The 24,143-nt window shown below is 72.2% G+C and carries 21 protein-coding genes; 7 read left to right on the top strand and 14 right to left on the bottom strand.

Annotation, left to right across the window (positions count from 1 at the left end):
- Positions 1-140: 140 nt before the first annotated feature.
- Genes ACWC97_RS07630 through afsQ1 form a run of 3 tightly spaced genes read right to left on the bottom strand, consistent with a single transcriptional unit; the run spans position 141 to position 3,030 of the window.
- Positions 141-803 (bottom strand): GerMN domain-containing protein, encoded by a 663-nt coding sequence (locus tag ACWC97_RS07630; protein WP_352273482.1) that lies wholly within the window; start codon positions 801-803, stop codon positions 141-143.
- The gene (locus ACWC97_RS07625; RefSeq protein WP_352273481.1) at positions 800-2,356 is read right to left on the bottom strand and encodes a sensor histidine kinase; all 1,557 of its coding nucleotides are present in this window, start codon (positions 2,354-2,356) and stop codon (positions 800-802) included. Before ACWC97_RS07625 ends, ACWC97_RS07630 begins: the two co-directional genes overlap by 4 nt.
- Complete coding sequence (gene afsQ1, locus ACWC97_RS07620; RefSeq protein WP_352273629.1) at positions 2,353-3,030, bottom strand: two-component system response regulator AfsQ1; 678 nt, start codon at positions 3,028-3,030, stop codon at positions 2,353-2,355. Before afsQ1 ends, ACWC97_RS07625 begins: the two co-directional genes overlap by 4 nt.
- Positions 3,031-3,232: 202 nt before the next feature.
- On the opposite strand from afsQ1, the gene ACWC97_RS07615 reads away from it, so the two are divergent.
- A complete protein-coding gene (locus ACWC97_RS07615) occupies positions 3,233-3,994 on the top strand; it encodes a SigE family RNA polymerase sigma factor (protein WP_352273480.1) in 762 nt (253 codons plus the stop codon).
- 202 nt (positions 3,995-4,196) lie between these two features.
- Here the strand turns inward: ACWC97_RS07615 and ACWC97_RS07610 are convergent, their stop codons facing one another.
- Positions 4,197-4,907: a uridine kinase family protein gene (locus ACWC97_RS07610; RefSeq protein WP_352273479.1), complete on the bottom strand. Its 711-nt coding sequence runs from the start codon at positions 4,905-4,907 to the stop codon at positions 4,197-4,199.
- Between the two features lie 63 nt (positions 4,908-4,970).
- Between ACWC97_RS07610 and ACWC97_RS07605 the strand changes: the two genes are divergently transcribed.
- Positions 4,971-5,396, top strand: a complete 426-nt coding sequence (locus ACWC97_RS07605; RefSeq protein WP_352273478.1) for a hypothetical protein — start codon at positions 4,971-4,973, stop codon at positions 5,394-5,396.
- A 72-nt stretch (positions 5,397-5,468) separates the two neighbouring features.
- On the opposite strand, the gene ACWC97_RS07600 is transcribed toward ACWC97_RS07605, so the two are convergent.
- From ACWC97_RS07600 to deoC, 3 genes are read right to left on the bottom strand one after another with little or no spacing between them, the layout of a single operon-like run.
- Positions 5,469-6,380: an aldehyde dehydrogenase family protein gene (locus ACWC97_RS07600; RefSeq protein WP_450647997.1), complete on the bottom strand. Its 912-nt coding sequence runs from the start codon at positions 6,378-6,380 to the stop codon at positions 5,469-5,471.
- On the bottom strand, positions 6,370-7,809 hold the full coding sequence (locus ACWC97_RS07595) for an aldehyde dehydrogenase family protein (protein ID WP_402389331.1): 1,440 nt from the start codon (positions 7,807-7,809) through the stop codon (positions 6,370-6,372). Before ACWC97_RS07595 ends, ACWC97_RS07600 begins: the two co-directional genes overlap by 11 nt.
- Before the next feature lie 5 nt (positions 7,810-7,814).
- Positions 7,815-8,864 carry a deoxyribose-phosphate aldolase gene (gene deoC / locus ACWC97_RS07590; RefSeq protein WP_450648207.1) on the bottom strand — a complete coding sequence of 350 codons (1,050 nt, stop codon included), beginning with the start codon at positions 8,862-8,864 and terminating at the stop codon, positions 7,815-7,817.
- 113 nt (positions 8,865-8,977) lie between these two features.
- Here deoC and ACWC97_RS07585 point away from each other — a divergent pair, with 113 nt between their 5' ends.
- Complete coding sequence (locus ACWC97_RS07585; RefSeq protein ID WP_385208614.1) at positions 8,978-9,643, top strand: PH domain-containing protein; 666 nt, start codon at positions 8,978-8,980, stop codon at positions 9,641-9,643.
- 29 nt (positions 9,644-9,672) lie between these two features.
- Here the strand turns inward: ACWC97_RS07585 and ACWC97_RS07580 are convergent, their stop codons facing one another.
- Positions 9,673-10,623 (bottom strand): SDR family NAD(P)-dependent oxidoreductase, encoded by a 951-nt coding sequence (locus ACWC97_RS07580; RefSeq protein WP_450647994.1) that lies wholly within the window; start codon positions 10,621-10,623, stop codon positions 9,673-9,675.
- A 195-nt stretch (positions 10,624-10,818) separates the two neighbouring features.
- Positions 10,819-11,496 (bottom strand): helix-turn-helix domain-containing protein, encoded by a 678-nt coding sequence (locus ACWC97_RS07575; protein WP_450647992.1) that lies wholly within the window; start codon positions 11,494-11,496, stop codon positions 10,819-10,821.
- A 303-nt stretch (positions 11,497-11,799) separates the two neighbouring features.
- Here ACWC97_RS07575 and ACWC97_RS07570 point away from each other — a divergent pair, with 303 nt between their 5' ends.
- Positions 11,800-13,269 carry an NCS2 family permease gene (locus ACWC97_RS07570; protein WP_450647990.1) on the top strand — a complete coding sequence of 490 codons (1,470 nt, stop codon included), beginning with the start codon at positions 11,800-11,802 and terminating at the stop codon, positions 13,267-13,269.
- Between the two features lie 77 nt (positions 13,270-13,346).
- Here the strand turns inward: ACWC97_RS07570 and ACWC97_RS07565 are convergent, their stop codons facing one another.
- The 3 genes from ACWC97_RS07565 to ACWC97_RS07555 form a co-directional block, all read right to left on the bottom strand.
- The gene (locus ACWC97_RS07565; RefSeq protein ID WP_450647988.1) at positions 13,347-14,987 is read right to left on the bottom strand and encodes a phospho-sugar mutase; all 1,641 of its coding nucleotides are present in this window, start codon (positions 14,985-14,987) and stop codon (positions 13,347-13,349) included.
- 59 nt (positions 14,988-15,046) lie between these two features.
- On the bottom strand, positions 15,047-15,871 hold the full coding sequence (locus tag ACWC97_RS07560; RefSeq protein ID WP_352273471.1) for a purine-nucleoside phosphorylase: 825 nt from the start codon (positions 15,869-15,871) through the stop codon (positions 15,047-15,049).
- A 101-nt stretch (positions 15,872-15,972) separates the two neighbouring features.
- Positions 15,973-16,410, bottom strand: a complete 438-nt coding sequence (locus ACWC97_RS07555; protein ID WP_352273470.1) for a gamma-glutamylcyclotransferase — start codon at positions 16,408-16,410, stop codon at positions 15,973-15,975.
- A 236-nt stretch (positions 16,411-16,646) separates the two neighbouring features.
- Here ACWC97_RS07555 and ACWC97_RS07550 point away from each other — a divergent pair, with 236 nt between their 5' ends.
- The 3 genes from ACWC97_RS07550 (at position 16,647) to ACWC97_RS07540 (ending at position 21,450) form a co-directional block, all read left to right on the top strand.
- Positions 16,647-18,086 carry an NAD(P)H-quinone dehydrogenase gene (locus ACWC97_RS07550; protein ID WP_352273469.1) on the top strand — a complete coding sequence of 480 codons (1,440 nt, stop codon included), beginning with the start codon at positions 16,647-16,649 and terminating at the stop codon, positions 18,084-18,086.
- 225 nt (positions 18,087-18,311) lie between these two features.
- On the top strand, positions 18,312-19,283 hold the full coding sequence (locus ACWC97_RS07545) for a DeoR/GlpR family DNA-binding transcription regulator (RefSeq protein ID WP_352273468.1): 972 nt from the start codon (positions 18,312-18,314) through the stop codon (positions 19,281-19,283).
- Positions 19,284-19,383: 100 nt separating this feature from the next.
- A complete protein-coding gene (locus tag ACWC97_RS07540; RefSeq protein WP_352273467.1) occupies positions 19,384-21,450 on the top strand; it encodes a hypothetical protein in 2,067 nt (688 codons plus the stop codon).
- Between the two features lie 31 nt (positions 21,451-21,481).
- Here ACWC97_RS07540 and ACWC97_RS07535 read toward each other — a convergent pair whose 3' ends face one another.
- Positions 21,482-22,048, bottom strand: a complete 567-nt coding sequence (locus tag ACWC97_RS07535; protein ID WP_450648205.1) for a TetR/AcrR family transcriptional regulator — start codon at positions 22,046-22,048, stop codon at positions 21,482-21,484.
- 233 nt (positions 22,049-22,281) lie between these two features.
- Positions 22,282-24,036, bottom strand: a complete 1,755-nt coding sequence (locus tag ACWC97_RS07530) for an acetyl/propionyl/methylcrotonyl-CoA carboxylase subunit alpha (RefSeq protein ID WP_450647985.1) — start codon at positions 24,034-24,036, stop codon at positions 22,282-22,284.
- Between the last annotated feature and the right edge of the window lie 107 nt (positions 24,037-24,143).

Here is a 24,143-nt window from a genome sequence, read left to right as displayed (position 1 = left end):
CGCCCGGCTCCCGTAACGGGCGCGCGGGCGGCCCCTCACTCCCGTTACGGCTGCTCAGCGGCGCGCGAGGCGACGTTCACGGCCCCACGCGCCCGTACCGGAACCGCTCTCGCCGCCCCCTGCACCGGCACCGCTCACCGTCACCCGGTACCGGGCGACGCGCCGTTCCCCGGGATCGTGGTCCGGACCGCCACCGGGGCCGGGTCGGCATTCGGGCGCGCCTTCATTTCCGAGGTGCACAGGTAGGCACGCGCCGGGTACGCCCCCGGGCCGCCCAGCACCACCTGGCCGCCCGGGGCCAGCGTGTCGTTCTGCGCGTACGTGCACACGATCTGGGCCAGCGCCTCGGAGCGCAGGTCCTCCGGCTGCTCGCTGAGCCGCAGGGTGTCCTTGCCGTCGCCGGGGTGGGCCGGGCCGATCCGCAGGCCGTCCGGGACGGTCGTGGCGTACCCGGCGCGGCGCTCCTCGGCGTCCGGCTCGCGACGCAGCTCGTCCAGGAGCGCCCGGGCCGCCGCGGCCCGGTCCGGGCCGGACACGTCGGCCCGGACCGTACGGTCCACCGTGACCAGTTGCGAGGAGCAGACCAGGTACACCTCCACGGGCACGCCCTGGAGCGACTGCGTGGTGACGCTCTCCGCCGGTACGGTGCAGGGCACCTGGGACGGGGCGGGGCCGGCGTCCACCGGGACCGTGGTCGACCTGATCCCGCACCCCGTGACCAGCGCGGCCCCGGCGAGGGCCCCGGCCAGCGCGAGGACGGTGGTACGGCGCCGGTCCCGGCGCCCGATGCTGCTGCCCGTCATGTCGTGGCCCCGTTCCCCTCGTCCCGGCCCCCGGAGCCGTCACCGTCGCCGTCCTCCCCGTCGGTGGTGCGGGTCAGCCGTTCGGCGTCGCGCGGCAGGCGCAGGACGAACACCGCGCCGTCACCGTCCGGAGAGTTGGCGGCCGTGATGTCGCCGCCGTGGATGTGCGCGTTCTCCATGGCGATCGACAGGCCGAGCCCGCTGCCGTCGGAACGCGGCCGGGAGGCGCTCGCCTTGTAGAACCGGTCGAAGACGTGCGGCAGGACGGCCTCGGGGATGCCCGGACCGTGGTCCCGTACCTCGATGACGAGCTCCTCGCCCTCCGTCCGCACCGCGACCCGCACCGGCGAACCGCCGTGCTTGAGCGCGTTGCCGATCAGGTTCGCCAGGATCACGTCGAGACGGCGCGGATCGAGGCGGACCATCATGCCGCGCTCGGCGTCCAGGTCCACCGCGTCCAGCCAGGCGCGGGCGTCGATGCAGGCGGTGACCTGGTCGGCGACGTCGACCGTGTCGAGGACCAGCCGGGCCGTGCCCGCGTCGAAGCGGGTGACCTCCATCAGGTTCTCCACCAGGTCGTTGAGGCGGCGGGTCTCGCTCACCACCAGGTGCACCGCGGGCGCGATCATCGGGTCGAGGCCGTCCGCCTCGTCCTCCAGCACCTCGGTGACGGCGGTCAGGGCCGTGAGCGGGGTGCGCAGTTCGTGCGACATGTCGGCGACGAACCGGCGGCTCGCCTCCTCCCGCGCGCTCATGTCCGCGACCCGCTTCTCCAGCGAACCCGCCGTCCGGTTGAACGTGCGCGAGAGATCGGCCAGTTCGTCCGTTCCGGACACCACGAGCCGGGTGTCGAGCTTGCCCTCGCCGAGCTTGCGGGCGGCGTCGCCGAGCCGCCGCACCGGGCGCAGCACGGTCGTCGCCGCGGCCTGCGCGAGCAGCGCGGAACCGATCAGCGCGAGCGTGGTCGCGATCCCCAGCGACCAGGCCAGGGAGTTGAGGTCCTGCCGCTCCTGGTCGAGCGACTTCAGCATGTAGCCGGTCGGGCCACCGCCGATGATCTTCGTGCCGCCCACCAGGTACGGCGTGCCGTTGATGTTGGTGCGCTGCCAGAACAGGTGGTACTCGTCCTTGTTGCCCGAGCCCAGCGGCTGCTTCTTGCCGACGGCCTTCTGGAGGGGGAGCGGCACGTTGTCGAGTGTGAACGTGTCCAGGTCGGAGTTGCCGACGATCGGCTTCCCGGTGTCCCGCTCGTCGACCAGCAGCACGCTGTACCCCGGCGAGCTGCTCGCCATCTGCACGGCGGCGTTCTGCAGGTCGTCCCGGGTGGGGTGGAGCGGCAGCGTGGCCGCCCGGCTCTGCATCTCCTGGCGGAAGTCCCCGAGCGCGGAGCCCTGCGTACGGGTCAGCACCGCCTCGCGGTTCAGCCAGTACGCGATCCCCGAGGCGGAGACCGCCGCGGTCAGCGCCACCAGCCCGAACACCACGGCCAGCCGCAGGCGCAGGCTCGTCCAGCGGAGCCCGGCGAGGAGTCTCCGTATGGGGGCAGCGGTCACTGGGGCGAGTCCAGCCGGTAGCCCACACCCCGGACGGTACGGATCAGGGTCGGCGAGGACGGCACGTCCTCCACCTTGGCGCGCAGCCGCTGCACGCACGCGTCCACCAGCCGGGAGTCACCGAGGTAGTCGTGCTCCCAGACCAGCCGCAGCAGCTGCTGCCGGGAGAGCGCCTGGCCGGGGCGGCGGCTCAGCTCCAGCAGGAGGCGCAGCTCGGTCGGGGTGAGCTGGAGATCCTCCCCGTTCTTCGTCACGGTCATCGCGGAACGGTCGATGACCACGCTCCCGAACACCGCGGAGTCGGTGGACTCGCGCTCGCCGCGGCGCAGCACCGCGCGGATCCGGGCGTCGAGCACCCGGCCCTGCACGGGTTTGACCACGTAGTCGTCGGCGCCGGACTCCAGCCCGACCACGACGTCGATGTCGTCGCTCCGGGCGGTCAGCAGAATGATCGGCAGTTGGTCGGTGCGCCGGATGCGCCGGCACACCTCGAAACCATCGATACCGGGCAGCATCACATCCAGCACGATCAGATCCGGCCGCTGCTCACGCAACAGTTTCAGGCCGTCCTCTCCCGTCGCCGCGGTGGCCACACGGTGGCCCTGGCGTGACAGCGAGAGTTCGAGGGCCGTGCGGATGGCGTCGTCGTCCTCGATCAGCAACAGGAAAGGCACGCTGGTCATTCTGACCCATGGCAGAGCCCCAGTTCGACAGTTGGTCCCTACTCGTGCGTCACTCACGCCCCACCGAAGCCCCGGACACGGGGCGGGCGATGGCTGTGACAGCTCTGTGACAGTCGGCGGACAGGGTGATGAAACTGCCCGGCCAAGCTCATGGACACAGGAACGGACGGACTCCACCGATGGGGGGCGCGAGATGAACGCAACTCACAGCATCACCGCAAGCGCAGTTGTCACGCGTCTCCACGATGCCGGCCGGGGGGCCGAGAAGTCCGGCACGGCGGGTGTGCGGGGGTGCGTACGCAACGTCGGACGCCAGCACACGCCGTTCATGACGGTGGTCGACGTTCCTGTGGGGGGAACCGGGGGGAACAACGGGCGCGGCGTGTACGGGGAGGGCTCGGGGGAGCGGACGGTCCCGGCGCGGGACGAGGACGCCGAAGCGGCGTTCACGGCCTACGTCCGGGAGCGCCGCGCCTCCCTGTACGCGACCGCCTACCACCTGACCGGTGACCGGTTCGAGGCCGAGGACCTGCTGCAGAGCGCCCTGTTCTCGACATACCGGGCCTGGGACCGGATCAGTGACAAGGCCGCGGTCGGCGGCTATCTGCGCCGCACCATGACGAACCTGCACATCAGCGCCTGGCGCAGGCGCAAGCTCAACGAGTACCCGACCGAGGAGCTGCCGGAGACGGCGGGCGACACGGACGCGATGCGCGGCACCGAACTGCGCGCCGTGCTCTGGCAGGCGCTGGCGCGGCTGCCCGAACTCCAGCGGACGATGCTGGTCCTCCGGTACTACGAGGGCCGCACGGACCCGGAGATCGCGTCCATTCTCGACATAAGCGTCGGCACGGTGAAGTCCAGCATCTGGCGGTCGCTCCGCCGGCTGCGCGAGGACGAGGTCCTCAGCTTCGGCCGTGACCAGGAGGAGTCCTTCGGCGAGCTGGTGGCCTGAGGCTGGGGGGATACGGGGGACACGGGGGACACGGGGGAACCCACGGGGGGCGCCGCTTCGGGGGAGGCGGCGAACTGGGGGACATCGGGGAACACGGGGAAAAGCTGCGGGGTCGGGTGGGCCGGGGGGCCTGTCCGGCCCCGTTCGCATGCGTCCGTGCGCCTCGTACCGGCCGGGCGCACGCGAACGGGGCGGGGCCGGTCTACTCCGGGACGGGGGTGCTCACCGGTGCGCGGCGGCAGCGGCCCGCGGCCGCCGCGGCGAGTCGGCCCAGGGCCTCCTCCTTGCCGCACGGGTGGGCCCCCAGCGCCGCCTGGCGCGCCACGATCCGCCGCTCCGCCCGCATCAGCCGCCACCCGCGCCGCAGCAGGAACGGCACCGACTTGCGGCCCTCGCGCAGGTCCCGGACCAGCCGGCGGCGGAACGTCGTCGCCGGGCGGCCGCGCAGGCAGAGCGCGTCGGCGAGCAGCCCCAGCTCCTGGCACCGCCCGACGATGTCCGCCGCGAATATCCCCTCGGCGACGAAGAGCGGGGTGCGGTCGATGTGCAGGGTCTCGCGGCCGGTCCGGGAGCTGGTGGAGATGTCGTACACCGGGACGTCCGTGCGTCCCGTACGGCACAGGTCGACGATGGCGGAGACCGCCGCGTCCGCGTCCCAGGACTGCGCGGAGTCCCAGTCGATGTCCGTACTGCCGGGGACGAGCGGAAGTGACGGGTCGTCGCCCTCCTTGTAGAAGTCGTCCAGACGCAGCACCGGCAGGTCGCTGCGGGCGGCGAGGAAGGACTTGCCGGAGCCGGACGGGCCGGCGAGCAGCACCACGCGGGTCGGGGTCGGTTGGGCATTCACAGAACACGAGTGTGAGGCATTGACCCGCGCAGGGGATCCCCCGGTGCCTTTGTTGGTATCCAGCATCACATTTCAACTACGCTACGCGCTCAGACGATTACACGGTGGATTCGAACAGGTGGGAACTTGATGGCACGTCACGCACTCTCCCGGTCCCGTCGCCGCGCCCTGCTGAGGGCCGGTCTGACCGTCACGGCGGTGGGCGCCGCGCTCGGCGCGGGCGGTGCGGCGGCCCAGGCGGCGCCGGCCCCGGCCCCCGCCGTGGGCGCCGACACCGGCTCGGGCCTCGGCCAGGACGCCGACGCGGCCCTCGGCGCGACCACCGGGGCGCTCGGGGTGGCGCTGAAGCACAGCGTCGCCCCGGTGACGCATCTGCGGCTCGACCCGCTGGCCGGTACGGGCACCGACCCGCTGACCAACGGGCTGGAGACGCAGGTCGCCGACTTCAAGCCGCTCTCCACGACCGCCCTCACCGACCCGCTGACCAGCGGCGGGGCCCTGAAGGACCTGCCGCTGGTGGGACCGCTGGCGGAGGGGCTGCGCGGCGGCCTGTAGACCGGCTCCCGGACCCGGAAGCGGCCCGCTCCCTCCCGGTGAACCCGGGGGAGCGGGCCGCTTCGCGCGTCCTCAGTACGCGGAGCCCGAGGCGCCCAGGGCGCCCGTGGGGTGCCAGACCGTCTTGATCTCCAGGAAGGCCGTCAGGCGGTCGGTGCCCGGGTCGGCCGTCCAGTCCGGCTCGGCGGAGCCGGACGCGCCCGTGTCCCGGGCGCGCAGGACGCGCTTCAGGTTGTCCGCCGCAGCGATCTCCAGCTCCTTCGCGAGCGCCTCGTCCGCACCCGTCAGGTCGATCGCGTTGACGTCCTGGTGGGAGGCGAGCGGGGGCGCGATCTCCGCCGTACGCCCGGACAGGACGTTCACCACGCCGCCCGGCACGTCGGAGGTGGCCAGCACCTCGCCCAGCGACAGCGCGGGCAGCGGGGCGTCCGCCGAGGCCACGACCACCGCGGTGTTGCCGGTGGCGATCACCGGGGCGATCACCGAGACCAGGCCCAGGAACGACGACTTCTGCGGCGCCAGCACCGCGACCACCCCGGTCGGCTCCGGCGTCGACAGGTTGAAGAACGGGCCGGCGACCGGGTTCGCCCCGCCCACCACCTGGCCGATCTTGTCGGTCCACCCGGCGTACCAGACCCAGCGGTCGATCGCCGCGTCCACCACGGCCGCCGCCTTGGACTTCGACAGGCCCTCCGCGTCCGCGACCTCCCGGACGAACTGCTCCTTGCGGCCCTCCAGCATCTCGGCGACGCGGTAGAGGACCTGGCCCCGGTTGTACGCCGTCGCGCCCGACCAGCCGCCGAACGCCTTGCGGGCGGCCACGACCGCGTCGCGCGCGTCCTTGCGGGAGGACTGCGGGGCGTTCGCCAGCCACCTGCCCTTGGAGTCGCTCACCTCGTACACCCGGCCGCTCTCGGAGCGGGGGAACTTGCCCCCGACGTACAGCTTGTAGGTCTTGAAGACGCTCAGTCGGTTATCGGACATCGAGGTACGCCTCCAGGCCGTGGCGGCCGCCTTCGCGGCCGAAGCCCGACTCCTTGTAGCCGCCGAAGGGCGAGGTCGGGTCGAACTTGTTGAACGTGTTGGCCCAGACGACGCCGGCCCGGAGCTTGTTGGCCACCGCGAGGATGCGGGAGCCCTTCTCCGTCCAGATGCCGGCCGAGAGGCCGTACTGGCTGTTGTTGGCCTTGGCGACCGCCTCGTCCGGGGTACGGAAGGTCAGCACCGACAGAACCGGGCCGAAGATCTCGTCCCGGGCGACGGTGTGCGCCTGGGTGACGTTGGTGAACAGCGTCGGGGCGAACCAGTACCCCGCGGCGGGCAGCTCGCAGGGGGCCGTCCAGCGCTCGGCGCCCTCCGCCTCGCCGGTGTCGGCGAGCGCGGTGATCCGGGCCAGCTGCTCCGCGGAGTTGATCGCGCCGATGTCGGTGTTCTTGTCCAGCGGGTCGCCGAGCCGGAGCGTGGCGAGCCGCCGCTTCAGCGCGTCCAGCACCTCGTCTTGGACCGACTCCTGCACCAGCAGCCGGGAACCGGCGCAGCAGACCTGGCCCTGGTTGAAGAAGATGCCGGTGACGATGCCCTCGACGGCCTGGTCGATCGGGGCGTCGTCGAAGACGATGTTGGCGCCCTTGCCGCCCAGTTCGAGGGTGAGCCGCTTGTCCGTGCCGGCGACCTGGCGGGCGATGGCCTTGCCGACCGCGGTCGAGCCGGTGAACGCGACCTTGTTCACGTCCTCGTGCGCGACCAGGGCGGCGCCCGCGTCCCCGTAGCCGGGGAGGATGTTCACGACCCCCCTGGGCAGGCCCGCCTGGCGGCAGATGTCCGCGAAGAACAGCGCGGAGAGCGGGGTCGTCTCGGCGGGCTTGAGGACCACCGTGTTGCCGGCGGCGAGCGCCGGGGCGATCTTCCAGGCCAGCATGAGCAGCGGGAAGTTCCACGGGATGACCTGGCCGGCCACGCCGAGCGGGCGCGGGTCCGCGCCGAAACCGGCGTGCGCCAGCTTGTCGGCCCAGCCCGCGTAGTAGAAGAAGTGCGCCGCGACCAGGGGGAGGTCCGCGTCGCGGGTCTCCTTGATCGGCTTGCCGTTGTCGAGGGTCTCCAGAACGGCGAGCTCGCGGCTGCGCTCCTGGATGATCCGGGCGATCCGGAAGAGGTACTTGGCGCGCTCCGATCCGGGCAGCGCCGACCACTTCTCGAACGCCTTGCGGGCCGCCTTCACGGCCCGGTCCACATCGGCCGCACCGGCGCGGGCGACCTCGGAGAGCACCTCCTCGCTGCTCGGCGAGACGGTCTTGAAGACCTTCCCGTCGGCCGCGTCGGTGAACTCGCCGTCGATGAACAGGCCGTACGAGGGCGCGATGTCGACGACCGCGCGGGACTCGGGGGCGGGGGCGTACTCGAATGCAGATGCCATGGGGATCAGTCCACCGTCACGTAATCGGGGCCGGAGTAACGGCCGGTGCTGAGCTTCTGACGCTGCATCAGCAGATCGTTCAGCAGGCTGGAGGCGCCGAACCGGAACCAGTGGTTGTCCAGCCAGTCCTCGCCCGCGGTCTCGTTCACCAGCACCAGGAACTTGATCGCGTCCTTGGACGTGCGGATGCCGCCGGCCGGCTTCACCCCGATCTGGACACCGGTCTGCGCCCGGAAGTCGCGCACCGCCTCCAGCATCAGCAGGGTGTTCGCGGGCGTGGCGTTGGTGGAGACCTTGCCGGTCGACGTCTTGATGAAGTCGGCCCCCGCCAGCATCCCGAGCCAGGAGGCGCGGCGGATGTTGTCGTACGTGGACAGCTCGCCCGTCTCGAAGATCACCTTCAGCCGGGCGTCGGTGCCGTCGGGCCGGACGCACTCCGCCTTCACGGCGAGGATCTCCTCGTACACCTTCAGGTACCGCCCGGACAGGAAGGCGCCGCGGTCGATCACCATGTCGATCTCGTCGGCCCCGGCGGCCACCGCGTCCCGGACGTCCGCCAGCTTCACGTCGAGCGCGGCGCGCCCGGCGGGGAAGGCCGTCGCCACGGACGCCACCTTCACCCCGGAGCCGGCCAGCGCGGCGACGGCGGTGGGCACCATGTCGGGGTAGACGCAGAGGGCGGCCGTGCGCGGGGCCGGGCGGTCCGGCTCGGCGTCGGCCGGGTCGCCCGCGAGCCGGTGCGGCGTGTAGCGCAGCGGCTCGGGGTTGAGGGCCTTGGCGGCGAGGGCCCGGACCTTGCCGGGGGTGTCCGCGCCTTCCAGCGTCGTGAGGTCGATCATCGAGATGGCCAGGTCGATGGCGTACGCCTTGGCCGTGGTCTTGATCGAACGGGTTCCGAGGGACGCGGCACGCGCTTCGAGGCCGACGGCGTCGACGCCGGGCAGCCCGTGCAGGAAGCGGCGCAGCGCACTGTCGGACGCGGTCGCGTCGGCGAGGGGGGTACCGCCCTGCTCGAACGCAGCCGAGAGCTTGGGGGAGGGAGCTGTGGTGGGCATGGTCACCAGATGAGCATATCTACGCGCGTAGCGGCCTGTACAGGGGCCCCTCTTCTCCCGGTGGCCCCGTACCGCTCCGGCGCCCCGGGCGGCCGTCAGGCAGAATCGGGCGCATGACGAGCCCCACGCCGCCCGCCGAGCCGGTCTACGCCGACCGGACCTTCCGCTCGCCCGCCGGGATGGCGGGAGGCGTCCTGCTGCTCCTGCTCATCTGCTGGATCGGCGGCGACGCGCTGATCCGGGGGCACGGGCGGGTGCCGTGGCTGGCGCTCGCGGGCATCCTGACCTCGGTGCCGCTGGTCACCGCGTTCACGCTGCGGCCCGTGGTGTCCGCCAACGACGAGCGGATCCGGATCCGCAACCCGTTCCGCACGATCACCATGCCGTGGACCGCGGTGGCGGATCTGCGGGCCGGGTATTCGAGCGAACTGTTCACCGAGGGCGGCGCGAAGTACCAGCTGTGGGCGGTCCCGGTGTCGATGCGGCAGCGCAAGAAGGCGGCGCGCCGCCAGTCCCGGCGCTCGCTGGACGACCCGTACGACCGTACGTCCGTGACGGCCGACGTCCGCGACACCAGGAACCGGACCGCCACGGCCGACCAGACCATGGCCGATCTGCGCGAGCTGGCGGAGCGGGCGAAGGCAGGGGCGGGAAGCGCCGCGAAGGCGGCGGGCGAGGGGCCGGCGGAGCCGTCGGTGTCGGTGCGCTGGGCGTTCGAGGTGATCGTGCCGGCGGTGGTGGGCGCGGTGCTGCTGGTGGTCCTCCTCGCCATGGGCTGAGCGCCGGCCGTACCCGCCCCGGAGGGTGCCTACCGGAAACCGTCGTCCGGATCGGTGCCCGTGAGCTCGGCGCTGATCGCCCACAGGCGGGCGGCGACGGCCGGGTCGGTCATGTGGGAGGGGACGGGCTCGCGCCGCGGTCTGCCGCGAAGCTTGAAGGCCCGCGGCCCCCACAGCAGGCCGCCTCGCACCTCCGGGTCGAGGGTGGCGCGGACGACGGGCCACGCTCCGGCGTCCTTGCCCTGGACCAGGAGGGCGGCTGGCAGGGCGCGCAGCCGTTCGCCCCGGGTCGCCGCGCCCGTCGGCGCCCGGGGCGGGGTGAGGGAGTCCAGTGCGCCGCCGGGGTGGGCCACCACACTGAGCACGGTGCTGCCGGCGGCCCGCAGGCGACGGTCGAGCTCGAAGCCGAAGCACATCTGGGCCAGCTTCGACCGGCCGTAGGCGCGCTTGGGGCGGTAGTCCCGGGTCGACTGCGGATCGTCGAGGTCCAGTCGCTCGGAGCGTGCCGCGAAGCTTCCCACCGTCACGACGCGGCCGGCCGGCGCCGCGGACAGCAGGGGGGCCAGCCACCGGGTCAGCGCGAAGTGGCCGAGGTGGTTGGTGCCGAACATCAGCTCATGGCCGTCCGCGGTCTCCCGGCGCGGCGGGTCGTCCAGGGCGACACCCGCGTTGAGGACCACCGCGTCGAGACGGTCGAGGTCCAGGGCGTCCACGGCGGACTTCAGGGACGGCAGGTCGGCCAGGTCGAGCCCGAGGCGGCGCAGTCGCGCGCCGGGGACGCGTGAGCGGATCGAGGCCATGGCGGCCTCGGCCTTCGCCCGGTCCCGGCTGCCGAGTACGACGACGGCGCCGGTGGCGGCGAGCTGTTCCGCGGTGAAGTAGCCGATCCCGGCGTTGCCCCCGGTGACCAGGAAGGTCCTGCCCTCGGCGGACGGCGGTCGGTGGACGTCCCACGCTTGGTGCCGGGCTGTGGTGGACATGGTGACGGGCTCCTCGCGTTCCGGGGCGGAGTGCTCGTGCGGAGCCTCCGGCGGAACCAAGGTCGCAGCCCTCGACGACAGGTCGTCGACAGGCCGCCGACAGATTCCCGACACCCCGACGCCGGTCCCGGCCGGTCCGTGCCGCCCGCCCCGTACCGCCCTGTCCCGTCGCCCGGCCGACCGTGTCGCGCGGGCTCAGTTCTCCGGGATCCGGGACCAGAAGTGGTCGATGATGTCCTCCAGGTAGCGTCGGCCGTCCTCGCCCGAGGCGGTGGTGCCGCTCGCCCGGCTGAGGGTGGCCGCCATGAGCGTCTGGTACTCCTGGTGCATGTCCCGCAGCGGGTCCTGGAGTTCGCGGCGGTCCACGGCGATGAGCCGGGCGATGGCCCGGATGTGCGCCTGCCAGCGGGTGGAGACGGCCTCGGTGAGGAGTTGGGCGAGCTCGCCCTCCAGGCCGGTGATGGCGATGAAGTCGCGCGGGGGCAGGGCGAGTGCGGTCGCGAGGGCGGCGGACTGCCTTTTACCGCCGGTCCATTGGCCCGTCTCCTCCATGCGGAGGTAGTCGTCGACGCCGACGCCGGTGGCGCGGGCGACGTCCTCGGCGGCCAGCCCGCGGGCGATGCGGTGCTCCCTCAGCGTGCGGGGAGCGCCCATGAGTTCGTTGGGGTTGCACCACAACGCACCGGCCAGCGCGGTGAGTTCACCCGCGTTGGGCAGTGCGGTGCCGCGCTCCCAGGCGGTGATGTGGTCGGGAGTGATGTAGGCCATGCCGTACGAGGCGCGCATGCCGTAGGCGACATGACCCGGAGCCATCCCGAGTTTCTCGCGCAGGATGCGGGCGGCTCGCGCGTTGAAGGGAAGCGGTGAGTGCACGGGGCCGAGGGTAAGGAGTCGACCGCGATCAACTCCATGCCCCATGTCGCCCGCATCCCGTTTTGCCTTGATAGGTCGTCGTCGATTTCAGAGGAACCGACAGGAGCGGTACGAGAAGGACAGGTAATCGATACCTCAAGGCAATCGGGATCATGCCCCCGGCACATAGGATCCGCTGCCTACGGGATGTCCTGCCAGGGCTTACGGGGATCCCTCAGGCGTCGTATGTGCCGTCGCGCGCGGTTGATGCGCACTCCGGCGCCGCTGTCTTTTTTCCGTAACGCGGTTTCAGGAGAAGCAGTCATGTACAGCAGCGCGACCGGCGCGGCCGAAGAGCCGAGGCACAGATTCGACGACGGGCCGCGACGCGGATCCGGGGGGCCGGTCGACCGGTTCTTCCGAATACGTGAACGCGGCTCCACTTTTGGTCGTGAGATACGCGGCGGATTCGCCACCTTCTTTACGATGGCATACATTCTCGTACTCAATCCCATTATTCTCGGGAGTACCGAGGACAAGTACGGCCATCAGCTGGACAACGTCCAACTGGTCACCTCCACGGCCCTGGTGGCCGCCGTGATGACCGTGATCATGGGTGTCGGCGGCAACCTTCCGCTCGCCCTCGCCGCGGGTCTGGGACTCAACGCCGTCACCGCCTTCCAGGTCGCCCCGATGATGGGGTGGGACGACGCGATGGGCATCATCGTGCTGGAAGGTCTGCTGATCACCGTGCTGGTGATGACCGGTCTGCGCGAGGCGATCATGCACGCCATCCCGCAGCCCCTCAAGCAGGCCATCAGCGTCGGCATCGGCCTGTTCATCGCCTTCATCGGCTGTGTCGACTCCGGCTTCGTCACCCGCGTCCCCGACGCCGCGAACAGCACCGTGCCCGTTCAGATCGGCACCGGCACCCTCACCGGCTGGCCGATGCTCATCTTCTGCGTCGGCGTGCTCCTGACGATCGTGCTCCTGGTCCGCAAGGTGCAGGGCGCCATCCTCATCAGCATGCTGGTGATGACCGTCGCCGCCGTCGTCATCAACAGCGTCGCCGACGTCAAGTCCTGGGGCCTGATCACCCCGTCGATGCCGGACAAGCCCTTCGCCGCACCCGACTTCGGGCTGCTGGGCGAGTTCGACCTGTTCGGCGCGTTCAGCCACGTCAGCGTGTTGACCGTCCTGCTGTTCGTCTTCACCCTGCTGCTGTCCGACTTCTTCGACACGATGGGCACCGTGGTCGGTGTCACCGCCGAGGCCCGGCTCCTCGACGAGCGCGGCCAGGTCCCCGGACTCGGCCGGGTCCTGCTGATCGACGGTGCGGCCGCCGTCGCCGGCGGCGCCGCCTCCTCGTCGTCCGCCACCGCGTACATCGAGTCCGCCGCGGGCGTCGGCGAGGGCGCGCGCACCGGGTTCGCCAACCTCGTCACCGGCGGTCTGTTCGGCCTCGCCCTCTTCGCCACCCCGCTGCTCACCATCGTGCCGCTCCAGGCGGCGGCCCCCGCCCTCGTCGCGGTCGGGTTCCTGATGATGACCCAGGTGAAGCACATCGAGTGGGACCGGTACGAGGTCGCGATCCCGGCCTTCCTGACCATCGCCGTCATGCCGTTCACCTACTCCATCAGCAACGGCATCGGCGCCGGCTTCCTCTCCTACGTGGTCATCAAGGCGTGCCTGGGCAAGGCCCGCGAGGTGCACTGGCTGCTCTGGGGCACCTCGGCGCTCTTCCTGGTCTACTTCGCCATCGACCCGATCGAGCAGCTGCTCGGCATGAAGTAGTCCGCACGGCCCCGACGACACCCGCCCCGGACCCGGCAGTGCCGGTGTCCGGGGCGGGGGCGTGCGCGAGGGGTCCGTCAGATCCCGGCGGCGGCCGCCAGATCGCGCTTGATGCCGTCGAGCAGCTCCGCCGCCCTCGTACGGGCCGCCAGCAGCTCCCCGGTCGAGGCGACCGGAACGACCACCTCCAGATAGCACTTGAGCTTCGGCTCGGTGCCGCTCGGGCGGACGATCACCCGGGCGCCGTCCAGCCGGTAGCGCAGACCGTCGGTGGGCGGCAGCCGGTCCGAACCCCGGGTCAGGTCCTCGGCCGAGACCACGGGCAGACCCGCCAGCGCGGTCGGGGGCGTCCCGCGCAGCCGCCGCATGGCGTCCGAGATGACCGACAGGTCCTCCACCCGGACCGACAGCTGGTCGGTGGCGTGCAGCCCGTGGGTGAGCGCCAGGTCGTCCAGGAGGTCGAGCAGCGTACGGCCCCGCTCCTTCAGCACCGAGGCCAGTTCGGCGACGAGCAGCGCGGCCGTGATCCCGTCCTTGTCGCGGACGCCCTCGGGGTCGACGCAGTAGCCGAGCGCCTCCTCGTACCCGTACCGCAGACCGTCCACCCGGGCGATCCACTTGAAGCCGGTCAGCGTCTCCTCGTGGCCCAGTCCCGCCTTCTCGGCGATCCGGCCCAGCAGCGAGGACGAGACGATCGACTCGGCGAGGACCCCGGTCGCCCCCCGGTCCACCAGGTGCGCGGCGAGCAGCGCCCCGACCTCGTCGCCCCGGAGCATCCGCCAGCCCCCGTCCGCCGCCGGATCGGGCACCGCGACGGCGCACCGGTCGGCGTCCGGGTCGTTGGCGATAACGATGTCGGGCCCCGTACGGCGCGCGGTCGCGAAGGCGAGATCCATCGCGCCGGGCTCCTCCGGGTTGGGGAAGGCCACCGTGGGGAAAGCCGGGTCGGGCTCGGCCTGCTCGGCGACGAGCACCGGCGCCGGGAACCCGGCCCGCGCGAAGGCGGCGGTCAGCACCGACGTACCGACCCCGTGCATCGCCGTGTACACGACCCGGGCGGTACGCGGCGAACCGGCCCCGAGCACCGCGTCGGTACGGGCCAGATAGGCGTCCAGCACCTCCTCGCCCAGGACCTCCCAGCCGTCCTCGGGGCGGGCCACGCCGTCCAGCGGGCCGACCGCCGCGATCTCGGCGGCGATCTCGCCGTCCGCCGGGGGGACGATCTGCGAGCCGTCGCCGAGGTAGACCTTGTAGCCGTTGTCCCTCGGCGGGTTGTGGCTGGCGGTCACCTCGACGCCCGCGACGGCGCCCAGGTGCCGGATGGCGTAGGCGAGGACCGGGGTGGGCAGCGGGCGGGGGAGCACGGCGGCCCGCAGTCCCGCGCCGGTCATCACGGCGGCGGTGTCCCGGGCGAAGTCGGCCGACTTGTAGCGCGCGTCGTAACCCACGACGACGAGCCCGTCCCCCTGGCCCCGGGCCTTCAGGTAGGCGGCGAGCCCGGCGGCGGCGCGGATCACCACGGACCGGTTCATCCGCATCGGCCCGGCGCCCAGCTCGCCCCGGAGCCCGGCGGTGCCGAACTGGAGGGTGCCGGCGAACCGTGCGGCCAGCTCGTCGAGGTCCTCGGCCTCGACGAGCCGGGCCAGCTCCTCGCGGGTCTCGGGATCGGGGTCCTCCGCGAGCCACGTCCTGGCCCGGGAGATGAGGTCCTGCTGCACGGTGTCCGCCTTCCTGCGGGGTGCTACACGGTGGGATGGGCCGGCGGGCCCCGTACGCGTCAGATGCGGTCGAGCACCCGGGCCAGCAGCGAGCCCATCCGGGTGGCCGAGTCGCGCCCCGCCTGGAGCACCTCCTCGTGGTTGAGCGGCTCGCCGCTCAGCCCCGCCGCGAGGTTGGTGACCAGGGAGATGCCCAGCACCTCGGCACCGGCCTCGCGGGCGGCGATGGCCTCCAGGACGGTGGACATGCCGACCAGGTCGCCGCCCATCACCCGGACCATGTTGATCTCGGCGGGCGTCTCGTAGTGCGGGCCGGTGAACTGCACGTAGACCCCCTCTTCGAGGGTGTCGTCGATCTCCTGGCACAGCGCGCGCAGCCGGGGCGAGTACAGGTCGGTGAGGTCGACGAAGTTGGCGCCGACGATCGGGGAGGACGCCGTCAGGTTGATGTGGTCGCTGATGAGCACCGGCTGACCGGGGCGCATGCCCTCGCGCAGACCGCCGCAGCCGTTGGTCAGGACGACTGTCCGGCACCCGGCCGCCACGGCGGTACGGACCCCGTGCGCCACCGCGGCGACACCCCGGCCTTCGTAGAAGTGCGTACGGCCGAGGAAGACCAGCACGCGCTTCTCCCCGATCCGGTACGAACGGATCGTGCCGCCGTGCCCCTGGACGGCGGGGGCCGGGAAGCCGGGCAGCTCGGTCACCGGGAACTCGGCCTCCGGGGTGCCGAGCGCATCGCCCGCGGGCGCCCAGCCGGAACCCATCACGAGCGCGACGTCGTGGGTCTCGGCGCCGGTCAGCTCGCGCAGGCGGGCGGCGGCGTCGGCGGCGGCGGCGTACGGGTCGCCCTGGATCTGGTCCGGAATAACTGATGCGTTCACGCCGACGAGGGTAGCCGGTGATTCCCTACGCGCGTAGATGCCCTGGTACGGACTATCGCCACGACTGCTGGTGCGTTCCTACAAAAGTGCGGGCCGGGCGGTCAGCAGGGGCGCTTGCGCAGCTCCATCACGTAGTCGTGCGGGGCGCCCGCGGACTCCGCCGCGTCGGCGATCTCGCCCAGGTAGCGGGCGGACGGCAGGCCGCCCTCGTACCCGTTCAGCACATAGATCCAGGCCGGCTCCTCGCCGTCCAGGGTGTGCACCCGGATCCGCATCCGGCGGTAGACGTCGAGGCCGACGCCCTCCCACCGGTCCATGGAGTCCTCGTCCATCGCCGCCAGGTCGTACAGCGCGACGAACACCTGGGAGCGCGGTGCCTCCACGACCGTGGCGAGCGCGCCCTCCCAGCCCATCTGCTCCCCGCCGAAGGTCAGCCGCCAGCCGTTGAGCCAGCCGGTGCCGCGCAGCGGGGAATGCGGTGCGCGGCGCGTCATCAGCCGCGCGTCGAGGTTGCCGGCGTACGCGGCGTAGAGCGACATGGGTCCGAGGGTACGGGAGGGGACGGGGGGAACGGCGATTCCGCCGGGAAGACCACCCCGGGGATTGCCCTCCGCGCTCCGGACCGGCCCCGGTGCACGGATGGAGGGCCCCGGGGCGAAGCACTTTGGCGCGTGCGGGACAATGAAGTACGTACTGCATTCCCCGGGGGCGCTCCCCGGACCCCCGGCCGGGGCAGCAGACGGCCGCGGGATGACACACGCGAGGCGGACTTTTCGTGACCCGGATCGTGATCATCGGCGGCGGACCCGGCGGCTACGAGGCGGCGCTGGTGGGCGCCCAGCTCGGCGCGGAGGTGACCGTCGTCGACTGCGACGGCCTCGGCGGCGCGTCCGTGCTCACCGACTGCGTGCCCTCGAAGACCCTGATCGCGACGGCGGAGGTGATGACCACCTTCGACTCCTCCTACGAGGAGCTGGGCATCATCGTCGCCGACGACACCCCGCCCACGGAGAAGGCCGCCCGTGTGGTCGGCGTCGACCTTGGCAAGGTCAACCGGCGGGTGAAGCGCCTGGCGCTCGCCCAGTCCCACGACATCACCGCCTCCGTCACCCGGGCCGGCGCCCGGGTGATGCGCGGCCGGGGCCGGCTGGAGGGCCTCCAGGCCGCCGACGGTTCCCGCACGGTCGTCGTGACCGCCGCCGACGGCACGGAGGAGCGGCTCACCGCCGACGCCGTGCTGATCGCGACCGGCGGCCACCCCCGGGAGATCCCGGACGCGCTGCCGGACGGCGAGCGCATCCTGAACTGGACCCAGGTCTACGACCTCGACGAGCTGCCCGAGGAGCTCATCGTCGTCGGATCGGGTGTCACCGGCGCCGAGTTCGCCGGCGCCTACCAGGCGCTCGGCTCGCGCGTCACGCTGGTCTCCTCCCGCGACCGGGTGCTGCCCGGTGAGGACCCGGACGCCGCCGCCGTGCTGGAGGACGTCTTCCGCCGTCGCGGCATGAACGTGATGGCCCGCTCCCGCGCCCAGGCCGCCAAGCGCGTCGGCGACCGGGTCGAGGTCACCCTCGCCGACGGCCGGGTGATCACCGGCTCGCACTGCCTCATGGCGGTCGGCGCGATCCCCAACAGCGCGGGCATGGGCCTGGAGGAGGCCGGGGTCCGGCTCAAGGAGTCCGGCCACATCTGGACCGACAAGGTCTCCCGCACCAGCGCGCCCGGCGTCTACGCGGCCGGTGACGTCACCGGGATCTTCGCCCTCGCCTCGGTCGCCGCCATGCAGGGCCGGATCGCGATGTACCACTTCCTCGGCGACGCGGTGGCCCCGCTCAACCTGAAGACCGTCTCCTCGAACGTCTTCACCGACCCCGAGATCGCCACCGTCGGCTACACCCAGGCCGACGTCGACGCGGGGAAGATCGACGCCCGCGTCGTCAAGCTCCCGCTGCTGCGCAACCCGCGCGCCAAGATGCAGGGCATCCGGGACGGCTTCGTCAAGATCTTCTGCCGCCCCGGCACCGGCATCGTGGTCGGCGGCTGTGTCGTGGCACCCCGCGCGAGTGAACTCATCCACCCCATATCGATCGCGGTCGACAACAACCTGACGGTGGAACAGATCGCGAACGCCTTCACCGTGTACCCGTCCCTGTCGGGTTCGATCGCGGAAGTGGCACGGCAGTTGCACACCCGTAAGCAGACGGGCGAGGCGTAGGGCGCACCGCTCGCCGACCGGGAGGCCGCCGGGGAAGCCGCTGCTCATGGGCGGCTTTCCCGGCGGCCTCCCGGCGGTTCCGGGGGTGTCCGGATGACCGTGTTCGACCGGTGCGGAACAACAACAGGGCCGCGTATACCACTCGGTGACCTGTCGCATGCACAACTTCCGTTATTCGGTGCAAAGTGCTGAAAAGACTGAGGCAGTCACGTTACTGTCAGTTCCGTGTTCGCTGCAGAACGTCGTCAGTTGATCCTCGAAATGGTGCGCGCCAACGGGGCGGTATCGCTCCGTGAGCTCGCCCGCGTCGTCCAGACCTCCGAAGTGACCGTACGGCGGGACGTGCGGGCGCTGGAGGCAGAAGGACTCCTCGACCGCCGTCATGGCGGTGCGGTACTTCCGGGCGGTTTCACGCGGGAGTCCGGCATCCCGCAGAAGTCCCATCTCGCCACCGCGGAGAAGACGGCCATCGCGGATCTGGCGGCCGGACTCGTCGAGGAGGGCGAGGCCATCGTCGTCGGCGCGGGGACGACCACGCAGGAGCTGGCCCGCCGGCTCGCGCGGGTCCCCGGGCTGACCGTCGTCACCAACTCCCTGCTGGTCGCCCAGGCCCTGGCCCATGCCAACCGGGTGGAGGTCGTGATGACCGGCGGCACGCTCCGCGGGTCCAACTACGCCCTGGTGGGCAGCGGCGCCGAGCAGTCCCTCCAGGGGCTGCGGGTCGCGCGCGCCTTCCTCTCCGGCAGCGGGCTCACCGCCGAGCGCGGCCTGTCCACCTCCAACATGCTCTCCGCGAGCGTGGACCGGGCGCTGGTGCAGGCCGCCGCGGAGGTGGTGGTGCTGGCCGACCACACCAAGATCGGCTCCGACACCATGTTCCAGACGGTGCCGACGGACCTCATCACCCGCCTGGTGACGGACGAGCCCCCCGGCCACGACGACCGGGCCGCCACCGAGCTCCAGGCCCTGGCGGACCAGGGGGTGCAGATCGCGGTGGCCGGCGCGGCGGGCGGCCCCGGTGCGCCGGAGCCCCCCGCGCACGGCCGGCCGGGGAGGCGGGAGATGCCGCTGCCCGGTCAGCGCCGTACGGCACACAGCGGCCCCGGCGGCCAGGGCCCTCAGCCGCTGCGGGGCCCGTCCGGGCTGGGCGACGGCCAGGGGGAGCGGTCCAGAGTGGCGGACCTGCGGCGCCGGTAGGGCGGCGGGGCGCGACAGCACGGCCCGTGCCGGTCGCGTCCCGTCGGGGGAATCTCCCAATCGTCCACCCCGCACCGGAGCCCTGCGCTATACGTGGGGCGTGACTGTGCCACAAGACCTGAACGAAGTACGTGACGAGCTGCGCACCGTTCTCGACCAGTGCGTGGAGTGGCTGCGCGCCGCGGCGGACGCCCCGGAGACGCCGGCCGGATGGCCGGAGGAGACCCGCGAGGACGCGCGCACGATGACCCGGCTGAGAACGCGCGCGGCCTCGACCCTCATCAACGTGGCGCTGCTGGGGTCGTTCTCGTCCGGCAAGAGCTTCCTGCTGAGCGGCCTGCAGGGCGGGCTCGAACTGGTCGAGGTGCCGACCGCCGACGGCCGGACGGCGGACAAGTTCGTCGGCCTGCTGCCGTCGTCCCCGGTGCCCACCACCGCGTGTCCCGCCAGTGTGGTCCCGGTGGACGGCCAGTCCGGCGTCGACGCCTCGGGCACCGGCTATCTGCGGGTGCGCTTCACCGACTCCGGCGAGGAGTGGGAGGACGTCGGGAACTCCCCGGCCCCCTCCGTGGTCGCGGCGTACGCGATGCAGGACGGGAACATGACCGACCGGCTCCGTCCGCACCGCGGCCGCGAGGTGGCCGAGCTGGAGATCCTGCTGGACAGCGCCAGGCTCCCGGCGAAACTCCACGACCTGCCCGGCTACGGCTCCCCGAACCCGGTCCACGACATGATCGTCCGGACCGCGATGGCCGACGCGGACTGCTTCATGTACGTGTCCCACGCGAGCCGCACCCTCTCGGAGCGCGATCTCGACCTGATCCGCTTCCTGTACGACCACTACCTGCTCTCGGGGAAACGGGTGGTGTGGGTGGTCACCGCCATCGACGCGGCGTCCCATCTCGATCTCCGGGACATCCCGGAGTGGAAGGCGACGATCACCCGCAACAACACCTATCTGCGGGAGAACTTCACGCTGCCGACCGGGCAGCCGGACCTCGGGTTCATCGGCGAGGGCTTCCTGCCCGTCTCCCCGGCCCTGGAGGCACGCGCGGCCAAGCTCGACGCGGAGGGAGCGCGGGAGGCGGCGCAGCGGCAGCGCGCCGAGAGCCGCATGGAGACCCTGCGCCAGGCGATCGAGGACCTGATCAGTACCGGTACCGGCGTCCGCCACATGGCCGCGGTGGCGCGGGAGGCCCGGATCCTGGTGGCCCCGCGCCACCAGGCGCTCGACCGGCGGCTGCGCGAGGAACGCCTGGAGATCGACGAGCTCAAGGAGCTGCTCAGGAGCGAGGAGCGGCGGATGGAACTCCTCGACACCGCGGTGCCGCGCATGCGCGAGGAGCTGGAGCGCAGACTCCGCAACCGCATCGCGCGGGCCGTCCGCCCCTTCACCCGCCTGCCCGCCCACCTCCACGCCGAGCTGGACGACGTCATCCGGGCCACGGACCTCACCAAGCCCACCAGGGCGAACCAGGTCCAGGTGCAGAAGGCGCAGGTGCTCCACACCTGGATCGAGGGGCCCGGTGGCCCGGCGACGCTGTGGACGGAGGAGTTCGAGGGCTTCAAGAAGGACCTGGTCCAGGCGGTGGAGCGGGTCTTCGGCGACAGGGACCTCGCGGGACGGCTTCCGGACTTCGCGCTCGACGTGAACAGCCTCCTGGAACCTCCCCGGCAGGGCGGGCGGGCGGCCACCCGCCACGACGTGGTGCAGCGGGCCGCCGCGCTGGTCGGCATCGTCACCCCGGTCGCGGCCGGCGGAGGATGGCTCTACGGTCTGGCCACGGCCGGGACGCTCTTCCCGCCCGCCGGTTTCGTCGCCGGCATCGCCGCCATCGTCTTCCTCGGCGTCCAGCGCCGGAAGGGGCGGACCAGCTCCCTACAGGTGCTCCAGGACGAGTGGATCGACGCGATGGAGGGCGAAGTCGCTTCGATCGAAGAGCAGTTCACGCTCGCGACGGGGGTCCGGGGAGCCGATCTCATCGACTACCTGATGGACAATCTGGTGCAGTACCGGGAGCAGCTCGAACAGTCCCGGAACCGGATCGGCGAGCGCATCATGAACCCCGAGAACCAGGTCCGGCAGGGCCTCGTCGACCAGTTGGAACCGCTGTGCGTCGAAGCGGCCGGGCTCGTCGGGGCGCTCCAGGCGCTGGAGGCGCCCTGACGGGGCGGCCGTCGACCGGGGGCGGGCGGGGTCAGCAGCCCGCCTCCGGGCTCGCCCCCTTCAGCCCCTGCACGGTCAGGGTGAGCAGGCGGTCCGCCAGCCCGGGGTCGTCCGGTGCCTCCTCGGCGGCCAGCGCGATCGCGTTGGTCAGCCGCATCAGGTCGTCGATCGACACATCGGGCCGCACCGCCCCGGTCTCCTGCGCCCGGGCGAGCAGGGCCGAACCCGCCGCGCGCATCGGCACATTGCACTGCGACAGGGCCGAAGACTCGTCCCGGGAGGCCGACATGAGCGCCTGGGCCAGTCCCCGGTAGGTGCCCGCGTGCGTGATGATCGCGCCCAGCCACTCCATCAGGGCGTGGCACGGCCTCGGCGCCTCCACCAGCTCCTGGGAGCGGGCGAGCAGGGACGCCAGGGCGTCCTGGAACACCGCGCTCATCAACGCGTGCCGGTTCGGGAAGTGCCGGTACAGCGTGCCGATGCCCACCTCCGCGCGGCGGGCGATGTCCTCCAGGGAGGCATCGGTGCCGTGCTCCGCGAAGGCGGCACGGGCCTCGGCCAGCAACCGGTCGTAGTTCCGCCGCGCGTCGGCACGCATGGGGCGGGGTGGCGGTGTCCATGTCGCGGTGGTCGCCATGCGGGTGCTTCTCCCATCGTTCGCCTGTGATCCAGGATGCCATCACGCCCGGACCGGTGGCGGGCAGCCCGTGGGGGGGCGGGGAGGCACAGCGGGCCGGGCGCCCGCGTACGGAGGAGGAAAGCCCGGGGCCCCTGCCGGTGGTCGTACGGACCGGCAGGGGCCCCGGGGTGGAACGGGCGGGTCGGACCCGGTCAGTCCTTGATCTCGCAGATGACGGCGCCGGAGGAGACCGAACCGCCGACCGCGGCGGCGAGGCCCTTGACGGTGCCGGAGCGGTGCGCGTTCAGCGGCTGCTCCATCTTCATGGCCTCCAGGACGACGATCAGGTCGCCCTCCTGGACCTCCTGGCCCTCCTCGACCGCGACCTTCACGATCGTGCCCTGCATCGGGGAGGCGAGGGTGTCGCCGGAGGCGGCCGCGGCGCTCTTGCGCGCGGCGCGGCGCTTCGGCTTGGCACCCGCGGCGAGGCCGGTGCGGGCCAGGGACATGCCGAGGGAGGAGGGGAGGGAGACCTCCAGGCGCTTGCCGCCGACCTCGACGACGACGGTCTCGCGGCCGGTCTCCTCGTCGGTCTCGGCGTCGGCGGTGGCGGTGAAGGGCTTGATCTCGTTGACGAACTCGGTCTCGATCCAGCGGGTGTGGACCTGGAACGGGTCGCTGGTGAAGGCCGGGTCGGCGACGACGGCGCGGTGGAACGGGATGGCGGTGGCCATGCCCTCGACGTTGAACTCGGCCAGGGCGCGGGCGGCACGCTGGAGGGCCTGCTCGCGGGTCGCGCCGGTCACGATCAGCTTGGCGAGGAGCGAGTCCCAGGCCGGGCCGATCACGGAACCGGACTCCACGCCCGCGTCGAGGCGGACACCGGGGCCGGTCGGCGGGGCGAAGACGGTGACGGTGCCGGGGGCCGGCAGGAAGTTGCGGCCCGGGTCCTCGCCGTTGATCCGGAACTCGAAGGAGTGCCCGCGCAGGGCCGGATCGCCGTAGCCCAGGGCCTCGCCGTCGGCGATCCGGAACATCTCGCGGACCAGGTCGATGCCGGAGACCTCCTCGGTGACCGGGTGCTCGACCTGGAGACGGGTGTTGACCTCCAGGAAGGAGATCGTGCCGTCCTGCCCGACCAGGAACTCCACCGTGCCGGCGCCGACGTAGCCCGCCTCCTTGAGGATGGCCTTGGACGCCGCGTACAGCTCCGCGTTCTGCTCGTCGCTCAGGAACGGGGCCGGGGCCTCCTCGACGAGCTTCTGGTGGCGGCGCTGGAGCGAGCAGTCACGGGTGGAGACGACGACCACGTTGCCGTGGGTGTCGGCCAGGCACTGCGTCTCGACGTGGCGCGGCCGGTCCAGGTAGCGCTCGACGAAGCACTCGCCCCGCCCGAACGCCGCGACGGCCTCGCGCACCGCGGAGTCGTACAGCTCCGGGATCTCCTCCAGCGTGCGGGCGACCTTCAGCCCGCGCCCGCCGCCGCCGAAAGCGGCCTTGATCGCGATCGGCAGCCCGTGCTGCTCGGCGAAGGCGACGACCTCCTCGGAACCCGACACCGGGTCCGGCGTACCGGCCACCAGCGGGGCACCGGCGCGCTGCGCGATGTGCCGGGCCGCGACCTTGTCGCCCAGGTCCCGGATGGCGTGCGGCGGCGGGCCGATCCAGGTCAGCCCCGCGTCCAGCACCGCCTGCGCGAATTCCGCGTTCTCCGACAGGAAGCCGTAGCCCGGGTGGATCGCGTCCGCGCCGGAGTCCTTGGCCGCCTGCAGCACCTTGGCGATGTCCAGGTAGCTGGCCGCCGGGGTGTCACCGCCCAGAGCGAATGCCTCGTCGGCCGCACGCACATGCAGAGCGTCCCGGTCCGGGTCCGCGTAGACGGCCACGCTCCCGATCCCGGCGTCCCGGCACGCCCGAGCAACACGGACAGCAATTTCGCCACGGTTGGCGATGAGCACCTTGCGCACGATGGCTCCCTCCTTGAAACAAGCTGAGTTTAGGGACTACCGACACGGCCCTACGACCCGTCCCCACTGGTGAGCTTGCCCACACGGAGCGTGATTCGAGGCTTGCT

It is taken from the genome of Streptomyces sp. NPDC001108, assembly GCF_053598535.1.
This window is presented reverse-complemented; position numbering and strand designations above follow the sequence as displayed.

What these genes read in the sequence shown, in the direction of transcription:
- ACWC97_RS07630 (WP_352273482.1), bottom strand. Translation starts at nt 803, where the DNA reads ATGACGGGCAGCAGCATCGGGCGCCGGGACCGGCGCCGTACCACCGTC.
- ACWC97_RS07570 (WP_450647990.1), top strand. Translation starts at nt 11,800, where the DNA reads ATGTACAGCAGCGCGACCGGCGCGGCCGAAGAGCCGAGGCACAGATTC.
- ACWC97_RS07580 (WP_450647994.1), bottom strand. Translation starts at nt 10,623, where the DNA reads ATGTCCACCACAGCCCGGCACCAAGCGTGGGACGTCCACCGACCGCCG.
- ACWC97_RS07610 (WP_352273479.1), bottom strand. Translation starts at nt 4,907, where the DNA reads ATGCTGGATACCAACAAAGGCACCGGGGGATCCCCTGCGCGGGTCAAT.
- ACWC97_RS07615 (WP_352273480.1), top strand. Translation starts at nt 3,233, where the DNA reads ATGAACGCAACTCACAGCATCACCGCAAGCGCAGTTGTCACGCGTCTC.
- ACWC97_RS07600 (WP_450647997.1), bottom strand. Translation starts at nt 6,380, where the DNA reads ATGTCCGATAACCGACTGAGCGTCTTCAAGACCTACAAGCTGTACGTC.
- ACWC97_RS07555 (WP_352273470.1), bottom strand. Translation starts at nt 16,410, where the DNA reads ATGTCGCTCTACGCCGCGTACGCCGGCAACCTCGACGCGCGGCTGATG.
- ACWC97_RS07605 (WP_352273478.1), top strand. Translation starts at nt 4,971, where the DNA reads ATGGCACGTCACGCACTCTCCCGGTCCCGTCGCCGCGCCCTGCTGAGG.
- ACWC97_RS07595 (WP_402389331.1), bottom strand. Translation starts at nt 7,809, where the DNA reads ATGGCATCTGCATTCGAGTACGCCCCCGCCCCCGAGTCCCGCGCGGTC.
- ACWC97_RS07535 (WP_450648205.1), bottom strand. Translation starts at nt 22,048, where the DNA reads ATGCGTGCCGACGCGCGGCGGAACTACGACCGGTTGCTGGCCGAGGCC.
- deoC (WP_450648207.1), bottom strand. Translation starts at nt 8,864, where the DNA reads ATGCCCACCACAGCTCCCTCCCCCAAGCTCTCGGCTGCGTTCGAGCAG.
- ACWC97_RS07585 (WP_385208614.1), top strand. Translation starts at nt 8,978, where the DNA reads ATGACGAGCCCCACGCCGCCCGCCGAGCCGGTCTACGCCGACCGGACC.